General features: G+C 46.3%; 2 protein-coding genes. Both read left to right on the top strand.

Translation table 11 applies throughout. The annotated features are described in order from the left end of the window. On the top strand, positions 1-685 hold a 685-nt coding region (locus BCT49_RS05355), incomplete at its 5' end, for a transcriptional regulator (protein ID WP_102434437.1). Between the two features lie 47 nt (positions 686-732). Beyond that, the gene (locus tag BCT49_RS05350) at positions 733-1062 is read left to right on the top strand and encodes a hypothetical protein (protein WP_198595821.1); all 330 of its coding nucleotides are present in this window, start codon (positions 733-735) and stop codon (positions 1060-1062) included. Positions 1063-1102: the final 40 nt, after the last annotated feature.

Raw genomic sequence — 1102 nt, 5'->3', positions numbered from 1 at the left:
TAGGGAGTTGCAGCAGCAGTTGGCCCTAATCGATATCCACCGCACCACGCGCAGTATCAAACGCTACCTCGATGAAGTCATTGTGGAGGTGTTTAACGTGGAATGTGATTCGATGAGCATGCCCCATGTTTACCGAAAAACATCCGAGCAGTTGCTGACGTTCAATAAGCAAGAAATGCTCTATTGGCAACTGACCAACAAGTACTTACAACCGCTTATTCCTGATGCACTGAATTATGGACAGGGTCGGCCCTCGGAGAGAGACAAACCCTTACTAGATAAGGCTTCAGCCATTTCAAAAGAACGACTTTGGCTAAGCAAAGTACACCTCAACCTACCTAATACGAGAAGCTGGAGTAACAAGCAGCAACAAGTCTTAGGGTCAGTTCATGAAGCATTACTTAACAACCGAATGCTAAAGGTCTCTAGCCAAGCTTTGCAGCAAGAGCAAACGCTCATTGAACCACTGGGACTCTCGGTTCAGTGCGACGCGCTCTTGCTGCTCTTTCGGGTATCCGTCCAACATCCAATACACACAATGGCCTTACCACTCATCGATGAGGCCAGTGTATCGACATTTTCATTTACCTATCCCTCTGACTTCAATGTTGAGCAGTTCATGCTGACTCACGAAGGAACAGGCTACCCAGAATTTCACTCACCAATGAGGAGAGTAAACCCATGACCAAACTAAAACATCGACTAAACCAATCGGTTCGATACGCAGTCACGATGGCCCTGTTTATTGGAGCAACAGGATGCACTGAGCAGGAAGAGTCTCCTGAAGTCGTTGCGGATATAGAAGTATCGATCTCCACCAACTCTCACTGGGGAAGCTTAGTCTTTGACCTACAAGCCATCACCAACAACACCGTCATCACCGACGTTGTGATTAACCGAGGTAATTGTCGTATTCCTGCTGGTACGGCCTCAGAGCTATCTAGAAACGTTTCATTGAAGTTCGGTGAAACCTATACGGGATACAGCAACAACTGCACCGTCGATAACGTGAAAGAAATTGAAGTGACGTCAACGGCTGGCACCTTTGTTTACACCTTCTAAACCGAAAACAAAACAACTCATCTATCTATCTATCTATCTA

This window comes from Vibrio lentus (assembly GCF_002875945.1).
In the GTDB taxonomy this organism is placed as follows: domain Bacteria; phylum Pseudomonadota; class Gammaproteobacteria; order Enterobacterales; family Vibrionaceae; genus Vibrio; species Vibrio apostichopi.
This window is presented reverse-complemented; position numbering and strand designations above follow the sequence as displayed.